20 protein-coding genes are annotated in these 21,284 nt (G+C 71.8%); 13 read left to right on the top strand and 7 right to left on the bottom strand.

The genetic code is table 11. The features are described 5' to 3' along the window. The first annotated feature begins 141 nt into the window (after window positions 1–141). The 3 genes from ACFY1L_RS16190 (at window position 142) to ACFY1L_RS16180 (ending at window position 5,863) form a co-directional block, all read left to right on the top strand. Complete coding sequence (locus ACFY1L_RS16190) at window positions 142–4,227, top strand: molybdopterin-dependent oxidoreductase (protein WP_388823755.1); 4,086 nt, start codon at window positions 142–144, stop codon at window positions 4,225–4,227. Between the two features lie 21 nt (window positions 4,228–4,248). Beyond that, window positions 4,249–5,202 (top strand): XdhC family protein, encoded by a 954-nt coding sequence (locus tag ACFY1L_RS16185; RefSeq protein ID WP_388823753.1) that lies wholly within the window; start codon window positions 4,249–4,251, stop codon window positions 5,200–5,202. Window positions 5,203–5,353: 151 nt separating this feature from the next. Then, complete coding sequence (locus tag ACFY1L_RS16180) at window positions 5,354–5,863, top strand: molybdopterin-dependent oxidoreductase (RefSeq protein WP_388823751.1); 510 nt, start codon at window positions 5,354–5,356, stop codon at window positions 5,861–5,863. Here the strand turns inward: ACFY1L_RS16180 and ACFY1L_RS16175 are convergent. The 4 genes from ACFY1L_RS16175 to ACFY1L_RS16160 form a co-directional block, all read right to left on the bottom strand. Continuing rightward, window positions 5,844–6,518, bottom strand: a complete 675-nt coding sequence (locus tag ACFY1L_RS16175; RefSeq protein ID WP_388823749.1) for a class I SAM-dependent methyltransferase — start codon at window positions 6,516–6,518, stop codon at window positions 5,844–5,846. The two genes, ACFY1L_RS16180 and ACFY1L_RS16175, sit on opposite strands and share 20 nt — an antisense overlap. Window positions 6,519–6,594: 76 nt before the next feature. Continuing rightward, window positions 6,595–7,230, bottom strand: a complete 636-nt coding sequence (locus ACFY1L_RS16170; protein WP_388823747.1) for a DUF305 domain-containing protein — start codon at window positions 7,228–7,230, stop codon at window positions 6,595–6,597. A gap of 111 nt (window positions 7,231–7,341) precedes the next feature. Further along, complete coding sequence (locus ACFY1L_RS16165; protein WP_388823745.1) at window positions 7,342–7,743, bottom strand: DUF6153 family protein; 402 nt, start codon at window positions 7,741–7,743, stop codon at window positions 7,342–7,344. Window positions 7,744–7,774: 31 nt separating this feature from the next. Continuing rightward, the gene (locus ACFY1L_RS16160; protein WP_388823743.1) at window positions 7,775–8,242 is read right to left on the bottom strand and encodes a DUF5990 family protein; all 468 of its coding nucleotides are present in this window, start codon (window positions 8,240–8,242) and stop codon (window positions 7,775–7,777) included. Window positions 8,243–8,381: 139 nt separating this feature from the next. On the opposite strand from ACFY1L_RS16160, the gene ACFY1L_RS16155 reads away from it, so the two are divergent. After that, window positions 8,382–8,981 (top strand): hypothetical protein, encoded by a 600-nt coding sequence (locus ACFY1L_RS16155; RefSeq protein ID WP_388823741.1) that lies wholly within the window; start codon window positions 8,382–8,384, stop codon window positions 8,979–8,981. A gap of 39 nt (window positions 8,982–9,020) precedes the next feature. Beyond that, window positions 9,021–9,758 carry a YcnI family protein gene (locus ACFY1L_RS16150; RefSeq protein ID WP_388823739.1) on the top strand — a complete coding sequence of 246 codons (738 nt, stop codon included), beginning with the start codon at window positions 9,021–9,023 and terminating at the stop codon, window positions 9,756–9,758. A 67-nt stretch (window positions 9,759–9,825) separates the two neighbouring features. Here ACFY1L_RS16150 and ACFY1L_RS16145 read toward each other — a convergent pair whose 3' ends face one another. Continuing rightward, on the bottom strand, window positions 9,826–10,338 hold the full coding sequence (locus tag ACFY1L_RS16145; RefSeq protein ID WP_388823737.1) for a MarR family winged helix-turn-helix transcriptional regulator: 513 nt from the start codon (window positions 10,336–10,338) through the stop codon (window positions 9,826–9,828). Between the two features lie 142 nt (window positions 10,339–10,480). Here ACFY1L_RS16145 and ACFY1L_RS16140 point away from each other — a divergent pair, with 142 nt between their 5' ends. Further along, window positions 10,481–10,996, top strand: a complete 516-nt coding sequence (locus ACFY1L_RS16140; protein ID WP_388823735.1) for a YceI family protein — start codon at window positions 10,481–10,483, stop codon at window positions 10,994–10,996. A gap of 7 nt (window positions 10,997–11,003) precedes the next feature. Here ACFY1L_RS16140 and ACFY1L_RS16135 read toward each other — a convergent pair whose 3' ends face one another. Beyond that, window positions 11,004–12,758, bottom strand: a complete 1,755-nt coding sequence (locus ACFY1L_RS16135; protein ID WP_388823733.1) for a hypothetical protein — start codon at window positions 12,756–12,758, stop codon at window positions 11,004–11,006. A gap of 245 nt (window positions 12,759–13,003) precedes the next feature. Between ACFY1L_RS16135 and ACFY1L_RS16130 the strand changes: the two genes are divergently transcribed. The 4 genes from ACFY1L_RS16130 to ACFY1L_RS16115 all read left to right on the top strand — a co-directional run bounded on the left by ACFY1L_RS16130 (window position 13,004) and on the right by ACFY1L_RS16115 (window position 15,661). Next, the gene (locus ACFY1L_RS16130) at window positions 13,004–13,393 is read left to right on the top strand and encodes a cell division protein SepF (protein WP_388823731.1); all 390 of its coding nucleotides are present in this window, start codon (window positions 13,004–13,006) and stop codon (window positions 13,391–13,393) included. Between the two features lie 74 nt (window positions 13,394–13,467). Continuing rightward, window positions 13,468–14,682: an ATP-binding protein gene (locus tag ACFY1L_RS16125; protein WP_388823729.1), complete on the top strand. Its 1,215-nt coding sequence runs from the start codon at window positions 13,468–13,470 to the stop codon at window positions 14,680–14,682. Continuing rightward, the gene (locus tag ACFY1L_RS16120; RefSeq protein ID WP_388823727.1) at window positions 14,679–15,029 is read left to right on the top strand and encodes a nucleotide pyrophosphohydrolase; all 351 of its coding nucleotides are present in this window, start codon (window positions 14,679–14,681) and stop codon (window positions 15,027–15,029) included. The genes ACFY1L_RS16125 and ACFY1L_RS16120 overlap by 4 nt, the downstream gene beginning before the upstream one ends. Window positions 15,030–15,184: 155 nt before the next feature. Continuing rightward, window positions 15,185–15,661, top strand: coding sequence for a DUF6099 family protein (locus ACFY1L_RS16115; RefSeq protein ID WP_388823725.1), 477 nt, complete (start codon window positions 15,185–15,187; stop codon window positions 15,659–15,661). 30 nt (window positions 15,662–15,691) lie between these two features. Here ACFY1L_RS16115 and ACFY1L_RS16110 read toward each other — a convergent pair whose 3' ends face one another. Further along, window positions 15,692–15,859, bottom strand: a complete 168-nt coding sequence (locus ACFY1L_RS16110) for a hypothetical protein (RefSeq protein ID WP_388823723.1) — start codon at window positions 15,857–15,859, stop codon at window positions 15,692–15,694. Between the two features lie 239 nt (window positions 15,860–16,098). Here ACFY1L_RS16110 and ACFY1L_RS16105 point away from each other — a divergent pair, with 239 nt between their 5' ends. The 3 genes from ACFY1L_RS16105 to ACFY1L_RS16095 all read left to right on the top strand — a co-directional run bounded on the left by ACFY1L_RS16105 (window position 16,099) and on the right by ACFY1L_RS16095 (window position 21,207). Beyond that, window positions 16,099–17,022, top strand: coding sequence for an LLM class F420-dependent oxidoreductase (locus ACFY1L_RS16105; protein ID WP_388823721.1), 924 nt, complete (start codon window positions 16,099–16,101; stop codon window positions 17,020–17,022). 160 nt (window positions 17,023–17,182) lie between these two features. Beyond that, complete coding sequence (locus ACFY1L_RS16100) at window positions 17,183–18,667, top strand: 3' terminal RNA ribose 2'-O-methyltransferase Hen1 (RefSeq protein ID WP_388823719.1); 1,485 nt, start codon at window positions 17,183–17,185, stop codon at window positions 18,665–18,667. After that, complete coding sequence (locus ACFY1L_RS16095; RefSeq protein ID WP_388823717.1) at window positions 18,664–21,207, top strand: polynucleotide kinase-phosphatase; 2,544 nt, start codon at window positions 18,664–18,666, stop codon at window positions 21,205–21,207. The genes ACFY1L_RS16100 and ACFY1L_RS16095 overlap by 4 nt, the downstream gene beginning before the upstream one ends. Window positions 21,208–21,284 lie beyond the last annotated feature (77 nt).

Genomic DNA, 21,284 nt, shown 5'->3' with positions numbered 1-21,284 from the left:
CCTCTCACAGTGCCCCTCGCACCCCTGTGCGTCACGTGTAACCCCTGATGACCGGCTCAGGAGACACATGTGTAATGGGCATTTCGTACCGTCGCGGAAGATCCACCCGCACGGAACGAGCATGAGAGGCAGGGGGTGCCCGTGGCCGCGCCGGGCTCGCGGAACGCCGACACGAGGAAGGTGCGGACGGTCTGCTCGTACTGCGGTGTGGGCTGCGGCCTCGTCCTCGATGTGGGGATGGGGCCCGACGGACGCCGTACGGTCCTCAAGGCCTCCGGCGACAAGGAGCACCCCGCGAACTTCGGTCGGCTCTGCACCAAGGGCGCGACCACCGCCGACCTGCTCGCCGCGCCCGGACGCCTGACCACGGCCCTCGTCCGGGAGGATCGGGGCGAGGAGCCGGTGCCGGCCAGGGCCGGCGCGGCGATCACGGAGACCGCCCGGCGGCTGCGCGCGGTCGTCGACGAGCACGGGCCGGACGCCGTCGCCCTGTACGTCTCCGGGCAGATGGGCCTCGAGGCGCAGTACCTGGCGAACAAGCTGGCCAAGGGGTTCGTGCGGACCAACCAGATCGAGTCGAACTCCCGGCTGTGCATGGCCAGTGCCGGCACGGGCTACAAGCTGTCGCTCGGCGCCGACGGGCCTCCCGGTTCGTACCAGGACCTCGACAAGGCCGATCTCTTCTTTGTCATCGGCTCCAACATGGCCGACTGCCACCCGATTCTCTTCCTGCGCATGATGGAACGGGTGAAGTCGGGGGCCAAGCTCATCGTCGTCGACCCGCGGCGCAGCGCCACCGCCGAGAAGGCCGACCTGTTCCTGCAGATCAGGCCCGGCACCGATCTCGCCCTGCTCAACGGGCTGTTGCACCTGCTGTACGAGAACGGGCACACGGACCAGGAGTTCATCGCCCGCCACACCGACGGCTGGGACGAGATGCCCGCCTTCCTCGCGGACTACCCGCCCACCGCCGTCGCCGAGATCACCGGCATCCCCGAGGACGACATCCGCGAGGCCGCCCGGCTGATCGGCGAGGCGGGGGAGTGGACCAGTTGCTGGACCATGGGCCTCAACCAGTCCACGCACGGCACCTGGAACACCAACGCCCTGGTGAACCTGCATCTCGCGACGGGGGCCATCTGCCGTCCGGGCAGCGGGCCCTTCTCCCTCACCGGTCAGCCCAACGCCATGGGCGGACGGGAGATGGGGTACATGGGGCCGGGGCTGCCCGGGCAGCGGTCCGTCCTCGTCGACGAAGAGCGGGCATTCGTAGAGGAGTTGTGGGGCCTGGAGGCCGGCAGCATCAGGGCCGACGGGGTCGGCAAGGGCACCGTCGAGATGTTCCGGAAGATGGCCGACGGCGAGATCAAGGCCTGCTGGATCATCTGCACCAACCCGGTCGCCTCCGTCGCCAACCGCAAGACGGTCATCGAGGGCCTGGAGGCCGCCGAGTTCGTCGTCACGCAGGACGTCTTCGCCGACACCGAGACCAACGCGTACGCCGACGTCGTCCTGCCCGCCGCCCTGTGGACCGAGTCCGAGGGCGTCCTGATCAACAGCGAGCGCAACCTCACCCTCGCGCAGCCCGCCGCCGACCCGCCCGGAGAGGCGATGGCGGACTGGCGGATCATCGCGGCCGTCGCGCGGGCGATGGGGTACGAGGACGGCTTCTCGTACGACAGCGCAGAGGACGTCTTCGAGGAGATCAAGCGGGCCTGGAACCCGAAGACCGGCTGGGACCTGCGAGGGGTGACCTACGAGCGGCTCCGCTCCGGGTCCGTGCAGTGGCCGGCCGCGAGCGAGGACGGGCCGGACCGCAACCCCATCCGGTACGTCGACGGGGACGGCTCCCTGACCTTTCCCACCGCCAGTGGCCGCGCCGCCTTCTTCGCCCGTCCGCACATTCCGGCCGCCGAAATGCCCGACGACGACTACCCGTTCGTACTGAACACGGGACGGCTGCAGCACCAGTGGCACACGCTGACCAAGACGGCGAAGGTGGCCAAGCTCAACAAGCTCAACCCCGGGCCCTTCGTCGAGATCCATCCGCAGGACGCCGCCGGCCTCGGTGTCGTCGACGGCGACTCGGTCGAGGTCGCCTCGCGGCGCGGGCGGGCGGTGCTGCCCGCGGTGGTCACCGACCGGGTGCGGCCCGGGAGTTGCTTCGCGCCGTTCCACTGGAACGACCTGTTCGGGGAGTATCTGAGCGTCAACGCCGTGACCAGCGATGCCGTCGATCCGCTGTCGTTCCAGCCGGAGTTGAAGGTGTGCGCGGTGTCGCTGACCAAGGTGTCGACGCCGGTGACGGTCCGAACGCCCGGTGCGGAAGCGGCAGTTGAGCCCGTGTCCGTCGCCGTCGTCCCCGCCGCCGTCGTCCCCGGCTCCGACCCCTTCGGGCTGGAGCCCGCGCCGCCGCCCGTCCTGACCGCCCAGGAACGCCAGTACCTCGTCGGGTTCCTCGCCGGCATTCCGACCGGCGCCCCGGGCGTGCCGGTGCTGCCGCCCTCGGCGCCCTTCAGCCCCGAGCACGCGCTGTGGGTGAACGGCGTGCTGGCCGGCTTGTACTCGCGGAGCGCCGCGCCTGCTCCGGTCGCCGCGGTGCCGTCCGTGCCCGGCCGCGAGGTCGTGATCCTCTGGGCCTCGCAGACCGGCAACGCCGAGGACTTCGCGGCCGCCACCGCCGAGCGGCTCAAGACCGACGGGCACGCAGCGTCCCTGCTCGGCATGGATGAGGCCGACCCCTCGGCGCTGCCCCCCGAGGCCGATCTGCTGCTGATCACCAGCACCTTCGGCGACGGCGACGCACCGGACAACGGCAGCGGCTTCTGGGAGACCCTGGGTGCGCCCGACACCCCGCGCATGGAGGGGCGCCGCTATGCCGTCCTGGCCTTCGGCGACTCCTCCTACGACGACTTCTGCGGCCATGGCCGCCGCCTCGACCAGCGCCTGGACGAGCTCGGCGCGCTCCGCCTCGCCCCACGCACGGACTGCGAGCCCGACTACGAGGACGCCGCGCACGCCTGGCTCGACCAGATCCTGACCGCCCTGTCCGGGGTCCCCGCACCCGCACCCGCGCCGGCCGCCCCCCGCCCGAGCCGCCCGAAGAAGCCCGCGCCCGTCACCGCCCGCCTCACCGGCAACCGCCTGCTCAGCCTCCCGGGCGCCGGCAAGGAGGTCCGCCGCTTCACCTTCGACACTCGCGACAGCGAGACCCCGCTCCTCTACGACGCGGGCGACGCGCTCGGCGTCCGACCGCTCAACTCCCGTGAACTGGTGGGGGAATGGCTGACCGTGACCGACCTGGACGCGGACAGCGCGGTCGAGGTGAACGGCGCAGGGGAAATCCCGTTCGGCGAGGCCCTGTTGCGGCACCTCGACATCACCCGGATCACCCCCGACCTGCTTCGGTTCGTCACCGAACGGGCCCGTGACCCGCGGGAGTTGAAGAAGCTGCTGCGCCCCGACAACAAGGGCGAGCTGGCCAAGTGGTCCTGGGGCCGGCAGGCCGTCGACGTGATCGCCGAGCACGCGGTCCGGGCCGACGCCCAGGAGTGGACCGACGTGCTGGGGCGCCTCCAGCCCCGCCTGTACTCCATATCGTCCAGCCCGCTCACCGACCCCCACCTGGTGTCTCTGACGGTCTCGGTCGTCCGCTACGAGAACCTCGTCGGCCGTCCCCGTCAGGGCGTCTGCTCGCCCTTCCTCGCCGACGCCGAGGCCGGCACCGCGGTCCCGGTCCACGTCCAGCGCGCTTCCCACTTCCGGCCGCCCGCCGACCCCGCCACCCCGATGGTCATGGTCGGCCCCGGCACCGGTGTCGCCCCCTTCATCGGTTTCCTGGAGCAGCGCCGCGCCCTCGGCCACCGGGGTCCCAACTGGCTGTTCTTCGGGGAACAGCACCGGGCGACCGATTTCTACTACGAGGAGGAGCTCGCCGGGTTTCTCGCCGACGGCACGCTCGACCGGCTGGACACCGCGTTCTCCCGTGACCAGCGGGCCAAGGTGTACGTCCAGGACCGGATGCGGGAGCACGGCCCCCAGCTGTGGTCCTGGCTCCAGGACGGCGCCCACTTCTACGTCTGCGGGGACGCGTCCCGTATGGCCAAGGACGTCGACCAGGCGCTGCGTGACATCGCGGTCGTGCACGGCGGGCTGGACGAGGCGGGTGCGGCCGCGTTCGTGAAGCAGCTGGCCACGGAGAAGCGGTACGTCCGGGACGTGTACTGACCTGCGGACTACCCTGGATTCATGCGTGAACTGGCGGACACGGCACGGGAGTGGGCGGCACTGGGGCGTGCGGCGGTGCTTGCGCGGCCACTCAGCGAGCGGGGCTTCGGGCCGCGGCACCCGGCCGACGCGGTCCTGATCGACGCGGACGGGCAGTGCCACGGCAGCCTGTATCGGGGTGCCTTCGACCGGCAGCTCGTCGATGAAGCCGCCTCGCTGCTGCCCGGGCACGCCGCTCGGGTCGTCGCGGTGGCCGTGCACGAGGACGGCGTGAAGGAGGCGGGGCTGACCTGCGGTGGGCAGGCCGAGGTGCTCCTGCAGCCGCTGCCCGCCGTCCCGGGCCGCTGGTGGGAGCTGCTCGGCTCCGGTGCCGACGTGGCGCTCGTGACCTGGCTCGACGAGCGGCGCACGCATGCCGTCAGTGCCGTCGTGACCCGGGACGGACAGGCCGACGGTCCGGACGTGCCGCCGCAGGCCGCCGAGCGCGCCCGTGAGCTGCTCGCACGGCATCGCGCCGGCCGCGAGGTGCACGCCACCGACGCCGGACTCTGCCTCGTCGAGACCTGCCCGGCCGTCCCGCACCTCGTCATCGTCGGCGGCGGCGAACTCGCCGAACTCCTCGTCGCCCAGGCCGGGTTGCTCGGCTGGCAGGCCACCGTCACCTCCGCCGCGCAGGACGCCGGCAAGCTGCTCGCCGAGCGGCCTGCCGCCGCCTGCCTGATCATGCTGAGCCATGAGCCCGACGTGGACGTGCCCACCCTGCACACCGCGCTGACCTCGGGCATCCCGTACGTCGGCGCCCTCGGCTCCCGGCACACCCAGACCCGCCGCGCGAGCGGCCTCGTCGAGGCGGGCCTGGACGACGCGTACCTCGGCCGCATCCACGGCCCGATCGGCCTCGGCATCGGCGCCCGTACACCGGCGGAGACGGCCATGGCGATCTGTGCGGAAGTGCTGGCGGCGCTGGACCGGTAGGCGAGCCGCCGACCCGTTTGTCGATCTGTTGCAGATGCGAGGCGCTGGCGCCTGTGGGTTCGCATAAGCCCGGCCATCTCCGGTTTTTGGCGTGCATGTGCGTTTGTCGGGAGAGGGCTGCCGGGTACCGTCATCCGGGAGGTGGTAGCCCGTGAGTCGGACCCTGACGCAGCCGGTCGCCGAGCTCGACCTGACCGGTGATCTCGCCCGCCCGGCCCGCCTGACCGTGCCGGATCTGCTCGGCTGGCCGCAGCACCGGGTGCGGGTCGCCTTCGAGTGCCGGACCAGCGGAGTCCAGCACCACGAGTTCGAGGGGCCGCGGCTGTACGACGTGCTGTCCGACGCCGGCCCCGGCTTCGACCCCGCCCGCCGCAAGGACCGGCTGCGCTTCCTGATCGCCGTCACCGGCACCGACGGCCATCACGCCCTGCTGACCTGGGCCGAGATCGACCCCGACTTCGCCCATGCGCCCGTGCTGCTCGCGGCGAGCATCGACGACACGCCCCTCGACCGCGCCGGACCGCAGCTCGTGCTGCCGCAGGACCGTTGCGGGGCCCGCTACATCAGCGGGATCCGCGCGATACGGCTGGACGGTGCCTACGGCCGGTCCACAGCTCCCGCCACACCCGGTCCCGGGTGCCCTACCGCCTGGCCTGCGTGACCCGCCACAGTCTGCGCGGCAGTTCGCCCTCCTCGAAGGCCTGGACGCCGTGCATGCGCCAGCCCTTGGCCAGGCAGTGGATGAGGTCGGCGTCGAAGAAGTGGACGGCGAAACCCCCGTGTTCGTAGATGTTGTCGCCATGGGAGATGCCCGCGCGGTAGTGGGCGTCCCCGGTGTGGCGGACGGTGTAGACGAGGAGCCCGCCGGGGCGCAGGACGCGGCCGATCTCGTCGACCGCCGCCCGGATCTCCTGCGTCGAAAGCGCCATGCACAGCAGCATGTGCGCGAACACGGCGTCCACCGAGGCCTCGGGCAGCGGCAGCGGATCGCGTACGTCGTGGACGGTCGTCGTGATCCGGTCCGCGAGGCCCGACTCCCTTGCCGCGGCGGTGAGTTGACCGAGTGCGGCGGCGCTGAAGTCGACGGCGTGCACGGTGAAGCCCTCGCGGGCCAGGAACAGGGCGTCCCGGCCGTGCCCGGCACCGAGTTCGAGGACCGTGCGGGCGCCGGCGGCACGGAAGTCGGCGGCGGCGTGGCGGGCGGCCTCGGAGGGCTCCGTGCCGTACATCCGCGGGTGCGCGGTGTAGGTCGTCTGCCAGTGGGTGCGCTGGGTGTCGGCGGCGGAGCCCTCGGCCGGTCGTTCCTGATCACGCATGGTCGCCTCGTCGGTCGGTGAGGTGAGTGGGCGGGGGAGGGGCCGGCGCGGACACCGGCCCCTCCTCAGGGAGCGGTCAGCTCTTGCCGAGGAGCTTGTTCATCTCCGTGATCTCGGCGGTCTGCGCGGTGACGATGTCGTCCGCCATGGAGGTGGCGGGACCGTAGGAGCCCTTGGCCTTCTCCGTCTTCGCCATCTCGACGGCACCCTGGTGGTGCTCGGTCATCATGGTCAGGAACATGGTGTCGAAGTCCTTGCCGGACATCTTCTTCAGCTCGGCCATGTCCTTGCTGTCCATCATCCCGGCCATCCCGGCGCTCGAGTGATCCATGCCGGGCATCGAAGAGGACATGTCCGTGTCCTCGCCCCAGCCCTTCAGCCAGCCGGACATGGTCTGGATCTCCGGGTCCTGCGCCTTCTCGATGCGTGAGGCGAGGTCCTTGACCTTGGCCGAGGAGGCCCGGCCGGCGGCGAGCTTCGCCATCTCCAGCGCCTGCTGGTGGTGGGGGATCATGCCCTGCGCGAAGGTCACGTCCTGGGCGTTGTGGGCACCGGCGCTCGACGAGGCCGCGGACGACGCGGAGTCGGAGCTGCGGTGGCTGCCGCTCCCGCTGTCGCTGTCGTTGCCACAGGCGGCGAGGACGAGCGCGGCGGCGACGGCGGTGACCGTGACACCGGCCCGACGGATCACGGACGTACGGGTGTTGCGCATGCTGGAACTCCTGCTGTGCGTGCAGCGTGATGCGTACTGCGGAAAAGGGATCTGGACGTGCCGGAGCGCACCGCGTCGCCGGTCGTACGAGGCCGCGGTGCCGCGTGGTGTCTAGATCCGCAGGAGCTGGAGTTCCGCCAGATCGGGCGGCGCGCGTGCGCCGTCCGGGGCCGTGCCGGCGTACGGGCACACGGTTTCCGTGCGCACGGGGACGGCCACCGCGTCGGGGACGGGCGCGGGCAGTGTCGGCCCGCCGCTCACCGCCCCCGAGGCGCAGGTCTGGTCGGCGTGCCGGACATGCCCGCCGCCGCAGTCGTCACCGGAGCAGCCGTCGCGAACATCGGCCACCGTCGTCATGTGCCGGGCGGCGGAGTGTTCGTGGACGGCACCGCCGGGAGCCAGGCCGTGCATGCCGAACAGCCCGGCCAGCAGCGCGAGCACGAGCAACGCCCGCCGCCCCACGGAGGGCGGCGGCGCGCTACGTCGCTGTGCACGGGCTGTCACGCCGCTCATGCTACGCACCCCGCTCCGGGCGCGCCGACGCTCACCCCCGACCGGTCGGCCCGGCCGTCCAGGTGATGTGCGGCGGCACGACCCGCGCACACAGGGGGTGACCACGCCCGTCGGTCAGCCCCAGACGCCCGACCAGCAGCCCTTCGCGTACGGCGGCGTCCAGCACGTCGTCGGGCACGCCGTCGAGCATCAGTTTGGCGCGCCGGAACATTGCGAAGGCACCGGAGCCGTCGACCGCTCCCCACGACAGATAGATGAACCGACTGCCCGAACGCCCTTGCACGTACGGCCCCTTGACGTCCGTACCGCTGACCGCGCACTCCAGCGTCCAGCTCGCGGACGCGGCGTCACCGGGCTGCGGATCGAGGAGTTCGCCCGGACGCTCCCGGCGCTGCACGGCCACATGGATGTTCGTGTACGACGGGATGCCGCCGTCGGGCCCGCACGCGCGGCCCGGCAGGTCGACTCCCTCGATACGGATGCGCAGACCGGCCGTCATCCCGTCACCGCCTGGGCTCCTCGCTGTGTGGGTTTTCAGTGAGAGTGGGTTGTCAGTGAGCTGGGTCTTCAAGTGTGCACCTGTGCCCTTGGTCATCCACAGGGCGGGGCCGCACCCGTGCGTGGCAGTATCGGGCGCCATGAAGGCGTCTTCCTCCATACGCGGGCTGCGCGCGGCGGTGTTCGCCGCGTTGTGCGTGCTGCTCGCCGCCGGAGGACACGCACTGGCGACCGGGGCGGCGCCGCCCGTGTGGGTGCAGGCCGTCGGGTTCGTGCCGGTCTTCGGGGCCGGGTATCTGCTGGGCGGCCGGGAGCGGTCGCTGGCCGCCATCGGCGCGGGCACGGTGACGGCCCAGGGCGGGCTGCACCTCGCCTTCGACGCCGTACGGCCGCACACGGCGATGGCCATGCACGGTATGCAGACCATGCACGGCATGCGCATGGCCCACTCCCACGCCCTGACCCCGCACGCCACCGCCGCGCATGTCGGGGCGGCCGTGGTGCTGACCTGGTGGCTGCGGCGCGGCGAGGCCGCGCTGTGGTCGCTGCTGCGCCGGGCCGCCGCGCTCGTCCCGGGCCTCGCGGCCTGGTGGCAGGTGCGCGGCGGGACGGGAGCCGTACCGGTCCCGCCGGATTTCGTACGCCTGTGTGCCGACGGTCCGCGGCCGCTCAGGCGGATCCTGCTGCGGCACGCGGTGCAGCGGCGCGGTCCGCCGGCGGGGATGTCGTACGCGAACTGACTCGACATCCCTTCTTCCAGTACGGAGATCCGCCCACCCATGTCCACAGCACGCACCGCCCTGCGCCGCGCCGGCGTCGTCACCGGTCTGGCCGCCGCCGGAGTCCTGACCGCCGCGGGCATCGCCTCCGCGCATGTCACCGTCCACCCCGAGCGCTACGCCAAGGGCGCGACGGACGGCGTCATCACCTTCCGCGTCCCCAACGAGGAGGACACGGCGAGCACCACCAAGGTCCAGGTGTTCCTGCCGACCGACCACCCCGTCCTCGGTGTTCTCGTCTCGCCGCAGGACGGCTGGACCGCCAAGGTCACCAACACCAAGCTCAAGAAGCCGGTGAGGACCGACGACGGCACCATCACCGACGCCGTCTCCGAGATCACCTGGACCGGCGGCAGGATCTCCGCGGGCCAGTACGCGGACTTCAACGTGGCTTTCGGCCAACTGCCGGAAGACACCGATCAGTTGACCTTCAAGGCGCTGCAGACGTATTCCGACGGCAAGACCGTCCGCTGGATCGAGGCGGCCGCGCAGGGAGACGAGGAGCCGGAGAACCCGGCACCGGTCCTCAAGCTGACCGCCAAGGGCGCCTCGGGCGAGGACGGCACCCCGGCCGCCTCCTCCGCGACGACCGCCAAGAGCTCCACGTCGACCGCCGCCTCGGACGGCAGCGACTCCACGGCCCGCGGGCTCGGCGTCGCAGGTCTGGTGGTGGGCGTGCTGGGCCTTGCGGCCGCGGTGTTCGCCGTCGTACGCAACCGCTCCGGCAAGGCGCAGTAGCCACATGACGACGACCGGCAGCCGGGTGCCCGCACGCGGCGCCGGTCGTCACCGCCGCGGCCCCGTCCTACGGCGCTTCGGGCTCCCCGGCCTCCTTGGCGAGCTCCGGCAGTAGACCGCACATCGCCTCGTGCTGGTCCGGGCCCATGACGTGGGTCAGGGCCCCGGTGACCGTCGCCGCGAGGGCGCCGGAGGCCTCCTGCAGAAGGCGGCGGGCCTTCTCGGTGAGGGCGACCTCGATGCCCCGCTTGTCACCGCAGACCGACTTGCGGGTGACCAGCCCGGCGTGCTGGAGACAGGCGATCTGGTACGTGAGCCGGGTCTTCGGGCGGCCGAGGAGCTCCGCGATCCGTGTCATGCGCAGGCCCGCCCTGGGCTGCTCGGCCAGCAGGCACAGGATCAGGAACTCGTCGTGCGAGACGTCCAGCCGCTCCTTCACGACGGACCGCAGCTCCTGCTCCACCGCCCCCATGGCCGCCAGCATCACCATCCAGGCCCGCAGCTCCTTGGGCAGCAGACCGCCACCCTGCGCGGATGGACATTCGGGCAGGTCGGTGCGGTGCTCCTCGGGGTCGGCCATGGATTCGAGTCTACTCGTTGTCCAATTTTGGACGAGGGGGGTTGTCCAGATTTGGATAACGAGCTAGCGTGCCAGTCATCCAAATTTGAAGCACCCCGTTTCTCGGGTCCCCTCACCGAACCCCCGCTCACTGGAGAAGATCATGACCGTCGCCGTCGAAACCGGGGTGTGGCAGCTCGACGCCGCCGCCTCCACCGTTGCCCTGCGCCACAAGACGATGTGGGGCCTTGTCACCGTGAAGGGCACCTTCACCGCCGTCGGCGGCCACGGCGAGGTGAGCGCCGACGGCTCGGCCACCGGCACGATCACCCTGGATGCCGGCACCCTCGACACCAAGAACAAGAAGCGCGACGAGCACCTGCGCTCGGCCGACTTCTTCGACGTCGAGAACCACCCCGAGATCACCTTCGCCGTGCGCAGCGCCAAGGCCGGCGCCGGCGACTCCGTCGAGGTGTCCGGTCAGCTCACCGTCCGCGGCATCAGCCGCCCGCAGTCCCTCACCGCCCGCCTGGTCGGCGCGGACGCGGACGCCCTCACCCTGGACGCGGAGTTCACCGTGGACCGCAGCGAGTTCGGCCTCGGCTGGAACCAGATGGGCATGATCCGCGGCCTGACGACCGTCGCCGCGACGCTCCGCTTCGTGCGTACGGCGGCCTGACGTCCCGTCAACCTCGCTGGCGGGCCTGCGCGTCGGTGGTGCCCGCCACCAGGTGGAGGTCCATGCTGGACAGCGTCTGCGGGGTCGGCGTGAAGACCCGGAGCCGGAGCCGGGCGTGCGGCCCCGGCAGGGCGAACCTCCCGGTCGGCGGCCGGAGTTCGTAGCGCGCCGTTTTGTGCGCGGGCAGGGTGGACGGTCCGCGCAGGATCGTCCAGTACTGCTTCAGGCCCTGGCCGACGGTGAGCATGAAGTGCGGTTCGAGGGCGCTGTCCTCGGTGTTGGTGACCTGCAGGGTCAGCCGGGAGACGACGCTCGCCGAGGCTCGGCGCACCGAGGCGACCTCCATCCGCAGCGGCGGCTTCCCGCTGACCGCCAGGACGGCGCTCACCAGCGCCGGGGCGAGCAGCAGCGCGGCCGTCGCCACCAGCGCCGGACGCCGGTGCCGGCCGGTCAGCAGGCGCGGGCGCGGCTGCCAGGCCCGCGCGAACTCGGACGGGGGCGCGGTGACCGCGGCCGCCAGCCACAGCGGGGTCATCATCAGGTAGTAGCCGTCCTGGGACCGGGTCGCCAGGAAGAAGGCGCACCAGGGCAGGACGGTCGCGGCCGGTCCCAGCCGGCGCATGAACAGCACCAGCAGCGCGAGCAGGGCCGCGGCCAGCAGCAGGCTGGCGTGCGCGTACCAGTCGAGCCGGTCGCTGCCGTCGGTGAAGTACAGGGAGACGCCCACCAGGCCCTGCCCGTGCAGCGTCGCTCCCTGGATCAACGGCAGCGCGATGCCGCTGATCCAGGTGCCCGGCTCGCTCACGATGAAGTACGTGTTGATCAGCAGCCACACGGTGGCGGCGATGCCGACGATCCGCAGCACCACCAGCGCCGCGGCCCGTCCGCCCAGTTCCCCGCGGCGCACCGCGTAGATCCCGGCCAGCAGGAACGGCGCCAGAAACCAGGGCAGTTGCTGCGCCGCACACGCGGCACCCAGGCACACCGCACGTGCCACACCGGCCGCCCCGAGCCGCCCGCCGTAACCGATGCGCGGCCAGCGGACCACCACCGGGATCAGCAGCGCCAGCGCGGTGATCGCCGGGTAGCCCTCGCGGCCGTAGGTCGGCAGAAACCCGAAGCCGAGGCACGCCATGGTCGCCGCCGACCGCCACTGCACGGGCAGCATCCGCCACAGCACGACGGTGCCGACGATCAGGGCACCCGTGCTCACGGCCGTCGCCGGGGCGCCACCGTGACCGAGCCAGAGCAGGGGTGCCGTGAGCAGCGGGGCGAGCGGGGGATAGCCGTACGTGAAGTCGTAGCCGCCGTTGAACGTCGTGGTGAGGGCGATCCCCTTGGTGAAGAGCCAGGGCCACGGGTGCCCGTAGACGGGATGGCCCGCGACCAGCTCCTTGGCGGCCTGGGTGGTGAGCACCGCCTCGTCCGAGCCGCCGTGGTTCATGGCCCACGCGCACAGGGCGAGGACCACGGCGGTCACCAGCACGACCACGTCGAGCCGCGCCAGCGACCGGGCCCGGCGCACCACGAGCGCCAGCACCCCGCACACCAGGATCGAGGCGTAGCAGACCGAGATCACGGCGGCGACGGCCGGCCGGTGACTGGCTGCCTGGGTCCAGATGGCCCGCGTACCGATGAAGAGGCTGACGTCGGCGAGCAGCGTCAGGACGCGGTGCCACTGTGCGGGGGGTTCCGGGGCGGCGGACACCGCCGACTGCGTCCGCCGGCCGGGTGCCAGCAGCTGAGTTTCTGCCAAGTGCACATCACAGGACGCTAGTCGCGGCCGGTGAGCGGGGCGTGGCCGGAGGTGAAGAGTCCGGTGTGAGGCGGGTAAGAAGCCCCGATCGGGCAGGAACCGGTCATTCCCGACCCGTGCGTCGACCGCATCTGTCGCCGCCGATACGGTTGTGACGGTCGCGGACCGTGTCGCTGTTGGGCCGAACGGGTGACATGGCGTAAGAATTGGCTGGTGCAGGCAATGAGTGCGAGTCAGTTCGGGGGGAGCCGGTGAACAGCCACGACGTCACCGATGAACAGTGGGAGGGGCTCGCCCAGGTCGTGCCGCTGCGCGGACGCGACGCCTGGCCGTCCGCGGTGGGCCACCGTGCGCTCCCGGAGGCGGTGACGGAGGCCCGCCGCCGCTTCGTCGTCCTGCGGATCAGCGTCTTCGCCGACGCCCGCGAGGTCGCCGAGACCCTGATGGCCGGTGTCCCCGTCCTCCTCGACCTCACCGGCGCGGAGACCGAAGTCGCCAAGCGCGTCCTGGACTTCAGCACCGGAGTGGTCTTCGGCCTGGCGAGCGGCATGCACCGCGTCGACCGCAACGTCTTCCTGCTGACCCCGTCCGGCACCGAGGTCACCGGCCTCATGGAGAGCGCCGGCGTCTCCTCGACCTGACGCGGTCCCCCGATCGTAGGAAGCTCCGCACGCCGGAACGGTTCGTCGCTCCGGCGGAGCCCTACGGTCCGGGCATGGCCGTGTCATCTGTGTCGCTGAAGCCGTCGTCCGTGTCGCCGAAGCCGGACACCAACCCGTCTTCCGGTACGCGCCGCTCGTGTGCGGACGGCGGACTCCCGGAGCGGCCCTGTGTCACCGAGCTGCGGCTGTCCGCCTTCGCCGGGCATCGCGGGGCCGGGTTCGGGCTGGGCGCGGTCACGCTGTTCGCCGGGCCCAGCGGGGTCGGCAAGACCGGTGCGCTGCGGGCGTACGAGGCGCTGGCCCGGCTCGGCGGCGGGGCGGAGGTCGGCGAGGCGTTCCCCGACCCGGCGGCCTGCGTGCCCGACCGGGCCCGCCCCGACGCCCAGCGCCGGCGCGGCTTCCGCATCGGCTGCACGGCCGACGGGCCCGAGGGACCGGTCCGGCTCGACGTCGCCGTACAGGCCGAGCCCGAACTGCGCATCGTGGGCGAGCGGTTGACGGCCGGCGGCCTTGTCCTGCTGGAGACCGCCCTGCGCGATCCCGCCCGCCGCACCGTGCAGGCCGCCTGGCACACCGCCGGTTCGGCGTCCGTCACCCGGGCCCCGCTGCCCGACGACCGGCTCGGCACCGCGATGCTGCCGCTGCGCGTGGCCGGCAAGACCGACGGACAGCGCCGGGTGCTGGCCGCCGCCGAACAGATGGTGGTCGCCCTGCGCTCCGTCTTCGCCTGTGATCCGCGCCCCGACCGGATGCGGGCCCCCGTGCCGACGGGCTCCGGCCGCCTCCTCGGGGGCTGCGACAACCTTGCCGACGTCCTGTGGCGCACCCGCGCCGAGTGCGTACGTCGCCATGCGCAGCTCGTCGACGCCGTACGCGGCGGATGCACCGGGGCCGTGGCCGACCTGCTCGCCGAGCCGCTGGGCGACGGAACCGTGCACGCGCTGCTCGACCGCGGCGACGGTTTCCGGACGTCCTTGGGGCGCCTGGGGGAAGGTGAGTTGAGGTATGTCGCCCTCGCCCTGGTCCTGCTGACCGGCCCCGGCGTACTGGAGGTGGACACCGCCGGGGAGGTGCCCGCGGCGATGCAGTCGCTCACCGTCCTCGCCGACGGCTTCGACCGCTCACTGGACCCGCGGCAGCGCCGGGAACTGCTGCGGCTGGCCGTGCGGATGGCCGGCCGCGGGCACATCCGCCTCGTCGCCGCGGTGAGCGACGCGTCGTGGGCCGCCGGGGCCGACGGGGTCACGGTGGTACACCTGGAGCCGTGACCGATTCCCTGCACCAACCCCCGCACGAGCCCCTCGACGTGGCGAAACTGCAGCGCAGGCTGGCCGACTTCGCCGCCGCCCGCGACTGGCAGCCGTACCACACACCCAAGAACCTCGTCGCCGCGCTCAGCGTGGAGGCCTCCGAACTGGTCGAGATCTTCCAGTGGTTGACGCCGGAGGAGTCGGCACGGGTCATGGACGACCCCGACACCGCCCACCGGGTCACCGACGAGGTCGCGGACGTGCTCGCCTATCTGTTGCAGCTGTGCGAGGTGTTGGGCATCGATCCGCTCGCGGCGCTGGACGCGAAGATCGACCGCAACGAGCGGAGGTTCCCGCGGCCGTAGGAGCGAATCGATCCGCTTTCACTCTCCGGAGTCAAAATCAGGCCTGAAACCGATTCATTGTCCACAGATTTCCGCCTTCCTCTGGCTTTTCGTCCCGCACGCCCTCACTCTGGGTAGTGAACAACGGAGTTCGGGCTGACAGACGGGGACAGCGCATGGACGCGGTGCGGCTCATCGTGACGAGCAGACGGGCCCTGGCGGGAAGCGGCGACGCGCCGGAAACCATGACGGAGGTGTGGCAGGCGCAGGCCCTGGCACAGGCGATAGGCAGCCGCCTCGCGGTCTCCGGACCACCCGAACTCCGGGGCGAGGCACTGGGGTTGACGGAGCTGGCGGGTCGCGGCTGCGGCGTCCTGGACACACCGCGCCTCGCCACCGAGGACCTGCGCGCGGCCCAGCTCACCGACCTGGGCGACGCCCGCCAGGCCCTCCTCGGCCTCGGCGGCCTGCTGGGCGAGGTGGGCATCGCCCTGGTCGGCCTCGCCTGCGCCGTGGACGACGAGGGCACCTACTGGCAGTGCATGGAGGCCATCGACGCGGCGGACGAGTCCAGGGACCGGGTCCGGGAGATGCTGCGCAGACTCGCGGACCGGGAAGAGGCGTTACCGGAGCCGGAGAGGGAGGCGGGCTAGGGCTCCCGGTCGGGCCGCCGGGCCCGGGGCTCAGCTGGTCTCGCCGCCCTCCTCGACGCCCCGTCCCGCCGACTGCAGGTCCGCGTCCAGTGCCGACAGGTCCGCGTTCAGCGCCGCCATCAGCTCCTCCATCTGCTGCAGCAACCCCTTCGGCTGGCCGGCGCCCCCGCCCTGCTGCGGAACGGACTCTTCGGACATGACGGCCTCCTCGGCCCCGGGCCCCTCGGGGAGGCCGATGCGGGTGACGGTCCCGGCGACGACACGCCGGAGCGGGCGCCGGGCGGTCCGGCTCCGCACGAGCAACGATCACCACCAGGCCCGGTCACTGGCGCGGGCGCACCGCATGGCCCTCGTTGACGGATTTCACCCGCCCGGGGACGGCAGTGTCCGGCGGGACCGGTGGGGTTGACAGTCACCGGAGCGTGCAGGATGGAGGCATGGATCTTCGCATCTTCACCGAGCCCCAACAGGGCGCCTCCTACGACACCTTGCTCACCGTGGCGAAGGCCACCGAAGACCTCGGCTTCGACGCCTTCTTCCGCTCCGACCACTATCTGCGCATGGGCTCCGTGGACGGCCTCCCCGGCCCCACCGACGCCTGGATCACCCTGGCCGGCCTGGCCCGTGAGACGAAGCGCATCCGCCTCGGCACCCTCATGACCGCCGGCACCTTCCGCCTGCCCGGCGTGCTCGCCATCCAGGTCGCACAGGTCGACCAGATGTCCGGCGGCCGCGTCGAACTGGGCCTGGGCGCGGGCTGGTTCGAGGAGGAGCACAAGGCGTACGGCATCCCGTTCCCGAAGGAGAAGTTCGCACGCCTGGAGGAGCAGCTCGCGATCGTCACGGGCCTGTGGGAGACGAAGGCCGGTGACACCTTCGACTTCCACGGCACCCACTACGACCTCACGGACTCGCCCGCGCTGCCCAAGCCCGCCCAGGACCGGATCCCGGTCCTGATCGGCGGCCACGGCGCGAGCCGCACCCCGCGCCTGGCCGCGCGTTACGCGGACGAGTTCAACATGCCGTTCGCCTCGATCGAGGACAGCGAGCGCCAGTTCGGCCGGGTCCGCGCCGCCGCCCAGCAGGCCGGCCGCAGGCCCGAGGACCTCGCCTACTCCAACGCCCTGGTCGTCTGCGTCGGCAAGGACGACCAGGAGGTCGCCCGCCGCGCCGCCGCGATCGGCCGCGAGGTCGACGAACTGAAGGCGAACGGCCTGGCGGGCACCCCGGCCGAGGTCGTCGACAAGATCGGCCGCTACGCCGCCATCGGCTCGCAGCGGCTCTACCTCCAGGTCCTCGACCTCTCCGACCTCGACCACCTGGAGCTGATCTCGTCCCGGGTGCAGTCGCAGCTGTCGTAGGAACGGACAGCCGTAAAGCCCGTACCAATAAACAAAGGCGCCGGTCGGCCCCCGTATGCGAAGGTGAGACCGTCGTCCTGCCGAGCCCCCAGGATCACCCTTCCTGGGGGCTTTCGTGCGCATGGCACCCAAAACCGTCCACCTGTCGGAGAGTCTCCGCATGTTCCTGACCATCACCACCACCGGCACCCCCGAACGCCCCGCCACCGACCTCGGCTTCCTGCTGCACAAGCACCCCGAGAAGGCGCAGGCGTTCTCCACGTCCTACGGCAAGGCGCACGTCCTCTACCCCGAGGCCGACGCCCAGCGCTGCACTGCGGCGCTGCTGCTGGAGGTCGATGCCGTGGCGCTGGTCAGGAAGGGCAGGGGCAAGGGGCGCGGCGGGGCGCCCGACGCGGCGCTCGCGCAGTACGTCAACGACCGCCCGTACGCGGCCTCCTCGCTGCTCGCCGTGGCGCTGAGCAGCGTGTTCTCCAGCGCGATGAAGGGCGTGTGCAATGCTCGGCCGGAACTTCCCGCCGAGCAGAGGCCGCTCACCATCGAGGTGCCCGCGCTGCCCGCCAGAGGCGGCCCGGACCTCGTACGGCGTCTCTTCGAGCCGCTCGGCTGGACGGTGACCGTGGAGCCCGTCGCACTGGACACCGAGTTCCCGGAGTGGGGCGACTCGCGCTATGTGCGTCTCGTCCTGGAGGCCGAGGACCGCACCCTCGCCGAGGCGCTGCGACACCTCTACGTCCTGCTGCCGGTCCTCGACGACGCCAAGCACTACTGGGTCGCCTCCGACGAGGTCGACAAGCTGCTGCGGGCCGGTGAGGGCTGGCTGCCCGAGCACCCCGAGCAGAAGCTGATCACCAGCCGTTACCTCTCGCGCCGCTGGTCGCTGACCCGCGAGGCGATGGAGAGGCTGGAGCTGGTCCGGCTCGCGGAGGCCGACGACAGCGAGGTCGAGGACATCGACAACGCCGTCGAGGCGGAGACCGAGACGGAGGAGAAGCCGACCCCGCTCGCCGTGCAGCGACGGGACGCGATCATCGAGGCGCTGCACGCGTCCGGTGCGGCGCGCGTGCTCGACCTCGGCTGCGGACAGGGTCAGTTGGTGCAGGCGCTGCTCAAGGACCCGAGGTTCACCGAGATCGTCGGCGTCGACGTGTCGATGCGCGCGCTGACCATCGCCTCCCGGCGGCTCAAGCTGGACCGCATGGGCGAGCGGCAGGCCTCGCGCGTCAAGCTCTTCCAGGGCTCGCTCGCGTACACCGACAAGCGCCTCAAGGGGTACGACGCCGCCGTGCTCAGCGAGGTCATCGAGCACCTCGACCTGCCTCGGCTGCCCGCCCTGGAGTACGCGGTGTTCGGCTCCGCCCGCCCGCGCACGGTCCTGGTGACCACCCCGAACGTCGAGTACAACGTCCGCTGGGAGTCCCTCCCGGCCGGCCATGTCCGGCACGGCGACCACCGCTTCGAGTGGACGCGGGAGGAGTTCCGGACGTGGGCGCAGGCGGTGGCCGAACGGCACGGCTACGGCGTGGAGTTCGTGCCCGTCGGGCTCGACGACCCCGAGGTCGGACCGCCGACGCAGATGGCCGTTTTTGAAATGGGCACAGCCGTACAGAAGACCGTGAACGAGAAGGAGGCGAAGGCAGCATGACCGAGACGCAGAAGCAGGGACGGGTCCTCCCCGTCACCGACCTCTCCCTCGTCGTCCTCGTCGGCGCCTCCGGCTCCGGCAAGTCGACCTTCGCCCGCCGGCACTTCAAGCCGACCGAGGTGATCTCCTCCGACTTCTGTCGCGGCCTGGTCTCCGACGACGAGAACGACCAGAGCGCGACCAAGGACGCCTTCGACGTCCTGCACTACATCGCGGGCAAGCGCCTGGCCGCCGGCCGCCGCACCGTCGTCGACGCGACCAGCGTGCAGCAGGACTCCCGGCGGCAGCTGATCGACCTGGCCAAGCAGTACGACGTGCTGCCCATCGCCATCGTGCTGGACGTCCCGGAGGAGGTGTGCGCAGAGCGCAACGCGGCGCGCACCGACCGGGCCGACATGCCGCGCCGGGTCATCCAGCGCCACATCCGCGAACTCCGCCGTTCCGTACGGCACTTGGAGCGCGAGGGCTTCCGCAAGGTGCACGTGCTGCGCGGGGTGGAGGACGTCGAGAACGCCACCGTCGTCACCGAGAAGCGGTTCAACGACCTGACCCACCTCACCGGCCCCTTCGACATCATCGGCGACATCCACGGCTGCGCTTCCGAACTGGAGTCGCTGCTGGGCAAGTTGGGCTACACCGACGGTGTGCACCCGGAGGGCCGTACGGCCGTCTTCGTCGGCGACCTCGTCGACCGCGGCCCGGACAGCCCGGGTGTGCTGCGCCGGGTCATGTCGATGGTCGGCTCGGGCAACGCCCTGTGCGTGCCCGGCAACCACGAGAACAAGTACGGCCGTTATCTCAAGGGCCGCAAGGTCCAGCACACCCACGGACTCGCCGAGACCATCGAGCAGATGGAGGGCGAGAGCGACGAATTCCGCGCGCAGGTGCGGGAGTTCATCGACGGGCTCGTCAGCCACTACGTCCTCGACGGCGGCCGGCTGGTGGTCTGCCACGCGGGTCTGCCGGAGAAGTACCACGGCCGTACCTCCGGCCGGGTCCGCTCGCACGCGCTGTACGGCGACACCACTGGCGAGACCGACGAGTTCGGGCTGCCGGTGCGCTACCCGTGGGCGGAGGACTACCGGGGTCGCGCGGCGGTTGTCTACGGTCACACCCCGGTTCCGGAAGCGACCTGGTTGAACAACACGATCTGCCTGGACACCGGCGCCGTCTTCGGCGGCAAGCTCACCGCGCTGCGCTGGCCGGAGCGGGAGCTGGTCGACGTACCGGCCGAGCAGGTCTGGTACGAGCCGACGAAGCCGCTGCGGACCGAGGCGCCCGGCGGGCACGACGGCCGGCCGCTCGACCTCAACGACGTGCACGGCCGCCGGATCGTCGAGACCCGGCACTCCGGCCGGGTGTCCGTCCGCGAGGAGAACGCGGCCGCGGCCCTGGAGGTCATGAGCCGGTTCGCGGTCGACCCGCGCCTGCTGCCGTACCTGCCGCCGACCATGGCGCCGACCGCCACGTCGCATGTCGAGGGCTACCTCGAGCACCCGGCCGAGGCCTTCGCGCAGTACGCGGCGGACGGTGTCGCGCGGGTTGTGTGCGAGGAGAAGCACATGGGCTCGCGGGCGGTGGCGCTGGTGTGCCGGGACGCGGAGACGGCGCGCAAGCGGTTCGGCGTGGATGGCCCGACGGGCTCGCTCTACACCCGTACCGGACGGCCGTTCTTCGACGACGAGTCGGTGACCGAGGAGATCCTCGGACGTGTCCGCACAGCCGTCACCGAGGCCGGTCTCTGGGCCGAACTCGACACGGACTGGCTGCTGTTGGACGCCGAGCTGATGCCGTGGTCGCTGAAGGCCTCCGGGCTGCTGCGGTCGCAGTACGCGGCCGTCGGCGCCGCGTCGGGCGCGGTGTTCCCGGGCGCGCTCGCCGCGCTCGAGGGTGCCGCGGCGCGGGGCGTCGAGGTGGCCGACCTACTGGCGCGCCAGCGCGAACGGGCCTCGAACGCGGCCGCGTTCACGGAGGCGTACCGCCGCTACTGCTGGACGACGGACGGACTGGACGGCGTACGACTCGCCCCCTTCCAGATCCTCGCCGTCCAGGGCCGCAGCCTGGCCGCACTGCCGCACGACGAGCAGCTCGCCCTGCTCGACCGGCTGGTGGAGCACGACGGCAGCGGTCTGCTGCAGACCACCCGGCGGCTCTACGTCGACACCGGTGACCCGGAGTCGGTGCAGGCGGGCGTCGACTGGTGGCTGGAGATGACCGGTCGTGGCGGCGAGGGCATGGTCGTCAAGCCGATCGGCGCGCTCGTGCGCAGCACGGAGGGCCGGCTGGTGCAGCCCGGCATCAAGTGCCGGGGCCGCGAGTACCTGCGGATCATCTACGGTCCCGAGTACACGCGCCCCGACAACCTGACCCGCCTGCGCGGCCGGTTCCTCAACCACAAGCGGTCGCTGGCGATCCGCGAGTACGCCCTGGGTCTGGAGGCTCTGGACCGGCTGGCGGAGGGCGAGCCGCTGTGGCGGGTGCACGAGGCCGTGTTCGGGGTGCTGGCCCTGGAGTCGGAGCCGGTGGACCCGCGGCTTTGAGCCAAGGTCGGCCACCGGCCCAGGGCACCCCTTGTGTCCCATAGGCACCCCGCCTAACTTGAACAACCTTACGAATC

Origin of the sequence: Streptomyces sp. NPDC001663 (genome assembly GCF_042893105.1) — a bacterium.
GTDB lineage: Bacteria > Actinomycetota > Actinomycetes > Streptomycetales > Streptomycetaceae > Streptomyces.
This window is presented reverse-complemented; position numbering and strand designations above follow the sequence as displayed.

Excerpts from the sequence above, each read along its gene's own strand:
- ACFY1L_RS16185 (WP_388823753.1), top strand. The coding sequence starts at position 4,249 with ATGCGTGAACTGGCGGACACGGCACGGGAGTGGGCGGCACTGGGGCGT.
- ACFY1L_RS16175 (WP_388823749.1), bottom strand. The coding sequence starts at position 6,518 with ATGCGTGATCAGGAACGACCGGCCGAGGGCTCCGCCGCCGACACCCAG.
- ACFY1L_RS16170 (WP_388823747.1), bottom strand. The coding sequence starts at position 7,230 with ATGCGCAACACCCGTACGTCCGTGATCCGTCGGGCCGGTGTCACGGTC.
- ACFY1L_RS16165 (WP_388823745.1), bottom strand. The coding sequence starts at position 7,743 with ATGAGCGGCGTGACAGCCCGTGCACAGCGACGTAGCGCGCCGCCGCCC.
- ACFY1L_RS16160 (WP_388823743.1), bottom strand. The coding sequence starts at position 8,242 with ATGACGGCCGGTCTGCGCATCCGTATCGAGGGAGTCGACCTGCCGGGC.
- ACFY1L_RS16155 (WP_388823741.1), top strand. The coding sequence starts at position 8,382 with ATGAAGGCGTCTTCCTCCATACGCGGGCTGCGCGCGGCGGTGTTCGCC.
- ACFY1L_RS16150 (WP_388823739.1), top strand. The coding sequence starts at position 9,021 with ATGTCCACAGCACGCACCGCCCTGCGCCGCGCCGGCGTCGTCACCGGT.
- ACFY1L_RS16145 (WP_388823737.1), bottom strand. The coding sequence starts at position 10,338 with ATGGCCGACCCCGAGGAGCACCGCACCGACCTGCCCGAATGTCCATCC.
- ACFY1L_RS16140 (WP_388823735.1), top strand. The coding sequence starts at position 10,481 with ATGACCGTCGCCGTCGAAACCGGGGTGTGGCAGCTCGACGCCGCCGCC.
- ACFY1L_RS16125 (WP_388823729.1), top strand. The coding sequence starts at position 13,468 with ATGGCCGTGTCATCTGTGTCGCTGAAGCCGTCGTCCGTGTCGCCGAAG.
- ACFY1L_RS16115 (WP_388823725.1), top strand. The coding sequence starts at position 15,185 with ATGGACGCGGTGCGGCTCATCGTGACGAGCAGACGGGCCCTGGCGGGA.
- ACFY1L_RS16110 (WP_388823723.1), bottom strand. The coding sequence starts at position 15,859 with ATGTCCGAAGAGTCCGTTCCGCAGCAGGGCGGGGGCGCCGGCCAGCCG.
- ACFY1L_RS16105 (WP_388823721.1), top strand. The coding sequence starts at position 16,099 with ATGGATCTTCGCATCTTCACCGAGCCCCAACAGGGCGCCTCCTACGAC.
- ACFY1L_RS16100 (WP_388823719.1), top strand. The coding sequence starts at position 17,183 with ATGTTCCTGACCATCACCACCACCGGCACCCCCGAACGCCCCGCCACC.
- ACFY1L_RS16095 (WP_388823717.1), top strand. The coding sequence starts at position 18,664 with ATGACCGAGACGCAGAAGCAGGGACGGGTCCTCCCCGTCACCGACCTC.